Here is a 6,663-nt window from a genome sequence, read left to right as displayed (position 1 = left end):
CGTCCATAGAACCTCCGTTCTGTGTCGCGCATAAAATAGCGGTCCAAGCACGGAGGTCTCTCAACTACGATGTAGAACACGTCCAGTCCTCCACCGTAGGTGGAGGTTTACTTACTTCATAAGCAAAGGCCCAGCTGGCAACAGCCGGGCCTTTTCGCGTCTGGGGGTTGCACTCTGTCCAGGCTAACCGAACCAAGAAGCTGGAAATTGTCATACGAATTGGTTATGCCGTCGCGACATGTTTGTGGAGGGTACCGATATGAAAAAGCGTATTTTGTTTACAGGTGGCTCAGGTAAGGCAGGGCGGCATGTTGTGCCCTGGCTGATCAATGCCGGATACGACGTGCACAATATCGATCTCGTGCCGCTCGACAGCCCAGGCGTGACCAATCTGATCGTCGACATCACCGATGCGGGACAGGTTTACAACTCGCTCTCCATGCACCGGGACTTTCCGGACCTCGACCACGGCAAAGGCCCACAGCCTTTCGACGCCGTCGTGCACTTTGCCGCCGTACCACGCATCCTGATCAAGCCTGACAACGAGACCTTCCGCATTAATACGATGGGAACCTACAACGTCATTGAGGCAGCGGTGAAACTCGGCGTGCGCAAGATCATCGTAGCATCGAGCGAAACGACCTATGGCGTCTGCTTTGCCGAGGGGCATCGTGATTTCCACCAGTTCCCGCTGGAGGAAGACTATGATGTCAATCCGATGGACTCCTATGGCTTGTCCAAGGTTCTGAACGAGAAAACTGCACGGGCTTTCGCGGAACGCTCCGGTGCGGACATCTATGCGTTGCGTATTGGTAATGTCATCGAACCGCACGAATACGCGGAGTTTCCCCGTTTCTTTGCCGATCCTGCGATCCGCAAGCGGATCGCCTGGTCCTATATCGACGCGCGCGATCTAGGACAGATCGTCCATCTCTGCATCGAAAAGGACGGCATGGGTTACCAAGTATTCAACGCCTGCAACGACACCGTTTCGGCCAACACGCCATCCCGAGAACTGGCTGCGCGCTTCTACCCGAATGTCCGTTTTGCCCGCGAGATCGGTGAGTTCGAAGGGTTGCTTTCCAACCGAAAGATCCGCGAGGTTCTGGGCTTCAAGGAAGAGCACGACTGGCGGAAATACGTAGCGGCCGGCTAGGGCGTATTGAAGTCCGTCGTCTTGTGGTCGCAATATAGCCGACCCCAGCGTCGGAACTGAGCAATGCGCGGCTGGTACAGGATGCAATCTCAAATAGCCCGGTGATGGTCAGCGGGCTATTGGTTGAGGGAAAATCGTGATCGCCGTCCTTGCGGTCTACCCTGATGGCTCTCGAGGGCAAGCCGGGGCAACACGCACGATCTCCTCGCGGCTTGCCTCCGGCGTCCACACGCCGCGGGCGCCGCCAAGCAGAGCGCACCCGGGGACAATGCGCTCAGGTGATCGTCTTCACGATCCGGAATTTCCGCTTTTCCAGCTCTGGAAAATAGGTCTCGACATCGAAGTAGCCCTCCGGCGCATAGACACCCGGTTTCTTCGGATATTTGAGGATCAGTTGCGCTGCGATGGAAGCGTTCATCGAGGTGCAGGCGTCGAGATAGCCGTCATACATCGGATCGGGCGTGACGATCACGTCGCAGCGGACGGTACATGGCTTGCCGTTCTTGCGGCCGTGTCCGATGGCGAAATGGATTTCATGGCTCTGCTGTTCGGGGATCCGCTCGCCGCTTTTCTCGATGTTGCGCTGTATGATCTTGGCGAGAACATCCAGCGGCTTGACCGCAACGCCATTGATCTCGATCGGGTCATTGAAATCGCCAAATCCGGCTTTGACCAGTCCGACCCAGGCTTCATGCTCCCGATGCGGAAGGTGCAGTTTCCAGGTGAATTCCTGGATGCCCTTTTCCGAAATGCCTTCGGCAAGCGGTACCGTAAGCTGTTCGGAATGCGGCGAATACATGAATTCGCAGCGGCCCCACGGCTCGGGCAGGTCGATGACTTCGACGCCGGTCATCGGTTCGCAGGTGACATGCTTTCCATCGAGGAATTGCGTCGAGGGATGGGCATATTCGGCAAGCACGGTGGAGACGGAATAGGGCGGTACCAGCACAGGGTTCTCGTCGCCGACCAGTTCGGCGGCCCAGTAGAGGTTGATCCGGTCAATTTCGTCGAGTTCGTCGGCGACCGCCCGGCAGATGACGTTGGACATGCCGGGATCTGCTCCAATGCCGGTGACGGCAGTCATGCCGGCGGCCTTGAAGCGCTCGTGCTCGGCAATCTGCTTGACAGTGAAGGTGCCGAGCCCGCCGAGGTCGACATAAGGCACCCGCGCCGCAAATGCCGCTTCGAAAATCACCATCTGGTGACCGGCCAGCGTCGGTACGCAGTTGATGCAGATGTCGGCACCGGAGATGGCCGCAGCTAGCCGCGCAGGATCCGTGACATCGAGGTCGAAAAGCTCGAGCCTGGCATCGCCGAGATCGGCGACCAATGCCTCCATGCGCGGCCGCGACGTATCGCAGATGCGGATTTTCGTGATGTCGATGATGGCGCGATCCGAAATCAGGTCGCGGACGATGCCTGCCCCCATGAAGCCAGCGCCGCCGAGGATGGTGATGATCATTTGCTTGTCTTCCCTAATTTTACAACTGCTGGCGCTTGACCTCCATATGCTCCTACGGAGCATATGGAGGTCAATTCAGCAAAATTAGGTATGCTTGCGCCCGCCGGTTTCGTAGAACCACTCATCCGGGTAAGGATACCACCAGCCCTGCCGCACCGGCTTGTGGTCGATGATCACCATTTTCGTTCGGCGGAATGTGTCCAGGCCAAGCCGGGAGAGTTCGCGGCCCAATCCGGACATTTTCCAGCCGCCGAAGGGCAGGGCGTCGTTGTCGATCAACGGATTGTTGACCCAGACCATGCCGGCCTCGAGCCGCTCGGCGGCTTCCATGGCCTCTTCGAGCGAGGTGGTGAACACCGAGGCGCCGAGACCGAATTCGCTGTCGTTGGCGCGCTCGATCGCTTCATCGAAATCACGCACCTTGCAGATCGCGGCGACCGGGCCGAAGCACTCTTCGCGCATGATGGCCATGTCCGGGGTCACGTCGATGAGGATGGTGGGCTCATAAAACCATCCGACAGGTTGATCGGCGGGTATCTTTCCACCAATAACAGCCTTGGCTCCGGCCGCTATCGCTGCATCCACGAGCCGGATGACTTTTGCGCGCGCGGCCTCGCTGACCAAGGGGCCGATTTCGGCTTTTTCGAGCCCATTGCCGACGCGTAAACGTTGCGCCTCTTTCACAAAATTACGCACGAATTCGTCGTGGACTTCATCCACGACGAAAAAACGTTCGGCAGATGTGCACACTTGGCCGGAAAGATGGAACGCCGCCGTTACTGCTCCGGCAGCCGCAATTTCGATGGGCGCGTGCCGGGTGACGATCAACGGATCGGAGCCGCCGGCCTCGATAACCGCCGGTTTCATCTGCACCGCAGCGGCGGATGCGACAGCCTTGCCGGCTGCCACCGAGCCGGTGAAGGCGACTGCGTGGGTAAGGGGGGAGGCGATCAGCATCTGCGCCACATCCGCCCCTCCGGGGACGCAGGCGATCAGCCCCTCTGGAAGCGCCTCGAACACTTCCATGAACTTCAAGGTCGACAAGGTTGTCGCCAGAGCCGGCTTGATGATGCAACCGTTGCCGGAGGCAAGTGAAGCGGCAACCGTCCAGCACATCAACAGGATGGGGAAATTGAACGGCATGATGTGGACGGAGACGCCGACCGGCTCATAGCGCGCATATTGAAACGAGCCGGTCTGGGTCGTTCCCGCGATTTTTCCCGCCTCATCACGCGCCATTTCGGCAAAATATCGAAAAGCACCGGCGCAGTTGGCGACTTCACCGATGGCTTCGGGATAGGGCTTGCCCATTTCGCGAACCATCAGTTCAGCGCAGATACGCATGTCGGTGGCTTCAATCTTGTTGGCGACGCGATGCAGGATAGTGGCCCGCGTCTTGGCATCCATCGCCTTCCACTGCTTCTGGGCGGCTTTGGTTGCCTTCAGTACTGCCTGGAGCTCATCGCCGGTTGTTTCAGCGATCCTTCCTTCATGCGCAAGAGTGGCGGGATTGGTGATGTCGATAACCTTGCCCGTTGCGTCCACGTAGTTCGGGTGCTGGTAGAAGACAGGCTTTTGCGGATCGAACATTGGATTTTCTTTCGGGTAACGGACAGGGTTCTCACCCCGCTTTGACGGGGCGAGTTTATTTGCGCCAAGATCGTGATCAGCGGATCATGTAGACTTTCTTGATCGTCTCATGGACGGTGCAGACACCCTTCCAGTCCTTGGGGAAGAAGGCGGCAGTATCCGGCGTGATCTCGATCACCTCGCCGCTCTCGTGCACATAGGTGCTGCGACCTTCGAGGAAATGGCAGAACTCGTCGCGTGTGACGTGGCAATCCCACTTGCCCGGCGTGCAGATCCAGAGGCCGCACTCGCTTTCGCCATTCGGACCCTTGTGGATGAATTTGCCGGAGACATGGGAAACGCCCTCGATCATCGTCGGGATGGTGCCCCAATCAACGAGTTCGGCCTGTTCGAGCGGCTTGCGCATCAGCGGGGTGGCAGTCATTGGTGTTTCCTTGTTTTCATGAGCGGGCCATGAAGGCCTTGGACAGTGTTTTGGTGATGATCGAACGACCGGTCCAACCATTCGGGAAATAGACCATCGATCCGGCTTTGACCGGAATTTCCTCGCCGTTGTCCCTGACATAGACGCCTTCGCCGCCCAGGAAGTGGCAGAACTCGTCATGGTCGAAGACGATTGTGCGTTCGCCGGGCGTGCAGGACCAAATTCCGCACTCGCCCTTGCCGTTGTCCATCGCCGCCAGCACTTTCAGATGAACGCGCGGCGTCCCGGATATGGTGGCAGGGCTGACGCCCAGGTCTTCCATTTCGACTGCATCGTAATCGGCCCAGTTCGGTGTCTTCATGTGTAAGCTCCTCAAGCAAGCATGTAGATGTTGCGCATGGTCTCGTGGACCGTGCACTCGCCGGTCCACCCGGCCGGAAACATCACCGCTGTACCAGCTTCGACGTCGATGGTCTCGCCGCTTTCCGACCTGTATGTCGCGCGACCCGCTACGAAATGGCAGAACTCGTCACGCGGAATAGAGAGCTTCCAGCGTCCGGGTGTACAGACCCATATGCCGGTCTCAGGCTGGTTGTTCGGTCCCTTGAACAGGAGGCGGCCGGTCGAATGCGATTGGCCTTCCGCGCAGTCGGGTTGAGCGCCCCAATCGACGAGGTCATCGAAGGTGGTGGCATCATGAATGTGCGGAGCGGAGGATTTTAGTGTTTCAACCATCATACTTCCCCGTCTTTACGAGTTCATCGAGAATGCCCGCAGCCTTTTCGGGGCCGTTACGTCCCTGCATGTGGGCCGAAGTCGCGGCGAGCCTGGCCTTCATCTTGGGGTCGTTGATGCAGGCATCGAGCTTGGCCGCCAGATCGGCGTCGGTCCATTCGTAGCGCGGCATCTTGAAACCGTGGCCGGTCTCGTCGACGCGGGTCGCATTGTCGTGGCCGTCCCAGACATAAGGCATGATGATCGCCGGCTTGCCGAAATAGAGGCACTCAGTGAACGAGTTGTTGCCGCCATGGTGGATGGCCGCATCGATCTGCGGGATGACCGATGGTTGCGGAAACCAGCTGTCGATTTTCACATTGCCCGGAAGATTGTCATACTGGTCCTTGTAGTCTCCGACATTGACGAGTGCCCGGTAGGGCAGCTTGCCGATCGTCTCAATGAGGCGCTTCAGCAGGTCAGTATCGCCGGCACCCAGCGAACCGAAGGAGATGTAGATGAGCGGCTTGTCGTTGTTGGCGGCGAAGGTCGGTACCTCGTAGGGTTTTTCCTTGCGGACGCAGCCTTCGAGATACTGGAACTGGTTGGGATCGAGCGGATGTCCGCGTTCGAATTTTACCGGTTCGGGATAAAGAAGCAGGTTCATGAAGGGAGAGGCTTCGAAGAACTGGCCGATGGGATAGGCTGCCTCGCCCGTTCCCTCGAGGAAGGTATTGAAGTCCTCATGGATGGGCCGAATGACTTCGTTAAAACGGGCGCGATAGGCCTCGTGGCCGGCGTGATCGTCCTGACGGCAACCCGACAGATGCGGCGGGATCTTGTCGTCTTCGATTTCATTCTCCGAACAGGAGATAATGCGAACCCACGGCTTGCCGTATTGCTTGATCGCCGGAAATAGGATGACGTTGTCGACGCAGATCAGGTCCGGCTGGATTTTTGCCAAGACGCCCGGCAGGTCCTTCTCGGCCCATTTGGCGCTGTCAACGATGGCGGTCCAGCAGTCCTTCACATAGTTGTCGATCTGCTCGTAAGGGCTCTTGCGGAAGTTCGGGATGTGGCCGTTGATGAAGTCTTCCCAGAACTTGGCCATTTGTTCGGCCGGCATCGGTGCCGAGAGATTGACCGGATGAGCCTCGAATCCATAGCCCTCATAGACAGACACGAAGCCCGGATCAGAGAGAAATACCGCCTTGTGGCCGAGTGCCTCAACGGCCTGGGCGATGCCGACGGAATTCAGCGCCGGGCCGAATGCTGCCTCCGGGAAGAATGCGATGGTTTTTGACATTATGGTCCTTC

The 6,663-nt window shown here is 58.3% G+C and carries 7 protein-coding genes; 1 reads left to right on the top strand and 6 read right to left on the bottom strand.

Annotated features, from left to right (window positions below):
• Positions 1-259 precede the first annotated feature (259 nt).
• A complete protein-coding gene (locus JJB09_RS13645; RefSeq protein WP_201658866.1) occupies positions 260-1,156 on the top strand; it encodes an NAD-dependent epimerase/dehydratase family protein in 897 nt (298 codons plus the stop codon).
• Positions 1,157-1,430: 274 nt separating this feature from the next.
• Here JJB09_RS13645 and JJB09_RS13640 read toward each other — a convergent pair whose 3' ends face one another.
• From JJB09_RS13640 to JJB09_RS13615, 6 genes are all read right to left on the bottom strand, one after another.
• A complete protein-coding gene (locus tag JJB09_RS13640) occupies positions 1,431-2,618 on the bottom strand; it encodes a saccharopine dehydrogenase family protein (protein WP_201658863.1) in 1,188 nt (395 codons plus the stop codon).
• Between the two features lie 84 nt (positions 2,619-2,702).
• On the bottom strand, positions 2,703-4,208 hold the full coding sequence (locus JJB09_RS13635) for an aldehyde dehydrogenase family protein (protein WP_201658860.1): 1,506 nt from the start codon (positions 4,206-4,208) through the stop codon (positions 2,703-2,705).
• Positions 4,209-4,284: 76 nt separating this feature from the next.
• A complete protein-coding gene (locus tag JJB09_RS13630; RefSeq protein WP_246748705.1) occupies positions 4,285-4,632 on the bottom strand; it encodes a cupin domain-containing protein in 348 nt (115 codons plus the stop codon).
• Positions 4,633-4,648: 16 nt separating this feature from the next.
• Positions 4,649-4,993: a cupin domain-containing protein gene (locus tag JJB09_RS13625; protein WP_201658857.1), complete on the bottom strand. Its 345-nt coding sequence runs from the start codon at positions 4,991-4,993 to the stop codon at positions 4,649-4,651.
• Positions 4,994-5,004: 11 nt separating this feature from the next.
• Complete coding sequence (locus tag JJB09_RS13620; protein WP_201658854.1) at positions 5,005-5,367, bottom strand: cupin domain-containing protein; 363 nt, start codon at positions 5,365-5,367, stop codon at positions 5,005-5,007.
• Positions 5,360-6,655 (bottom strand): nucleotide disphospho-sugar-binding domain-containing protein, encoded by a 1,296-nt coding sequence (locus JJB09_RS13615; protein ID WP_201658948.1) that lies wholly within the window; start codon positions 6,653-6,655, stop codon positions 5,360-5,362. The genes JJB09_RS13620 and JJB09_RS13615 overlap by 8 nt, the downstream gene beginning before the upstream one ends.
• Between the last annotated feature and the right edge of the window lie 8 nt (positions 6,656-6,663).

The organism is Phytoamicus setariae (assembly GCF_016722925.1).
Taxonomy (GTDB): Bacteria; Pseudomonadota; Alphaproteobacteria; order Rhizobiales; family Rhizobiaceae; genus Rhizobium_E; species Rhizobium_E setariae.
Note: the sequence above shows the minus strand (reverse complement) of the source record. Positions and strands in the feature narration are given on the sequence as shown.

What these genes read in the sequence shown, in the direction of transcription:
- JJB09_RS13640 (WP_201658863.1), bottom strand. Translation starts at nt 2,618, where the DNA reads ATGATCATCACCATCCTCGGCGGCGCTGGCTTCATGGGGGCAGGCATC.
- JJB09_RS13635 (WP_201658860.1), bottom strand. Translation starts at nt 4,208, where the DNA reads ATGTTCGATCCGCAAAAGCCTGTCTTCTACCAGCACCCGAACTACGTG.
- JJB09_RS13645 (WP_201658866.1), top strand. Translation starts at nt 260, where the DNA reads ATGAAAAAGCGTATTTTGTTTACAGGTGGCTCAGGTAAGGCAGGGCGG.
- JJB09_RS13630 (WP_246748705.1), bottom strand. Translation starts at nt 4,632, where the DNA reads ATGACTGCCACCCCGCTGATGCGCAAGCCGCTCGAACAGGCCGAACTC.
- JJB09_RS13620 (WP_201658854.1), bottom strand. Translation starts at nt 5,367, where the DNA reads ATGGTTGAAACACTAAAATCCTCCGCTCCGCACATTCATGATGCCACC.
- JJB09_RS13625 (WP_201658857.1), bottom strand. Translation starts at nt 4,993, where the DNA reads ATGAAGACACCGAACTGGGCCGATTACGATGCAGTCGAAATGGAAGAC.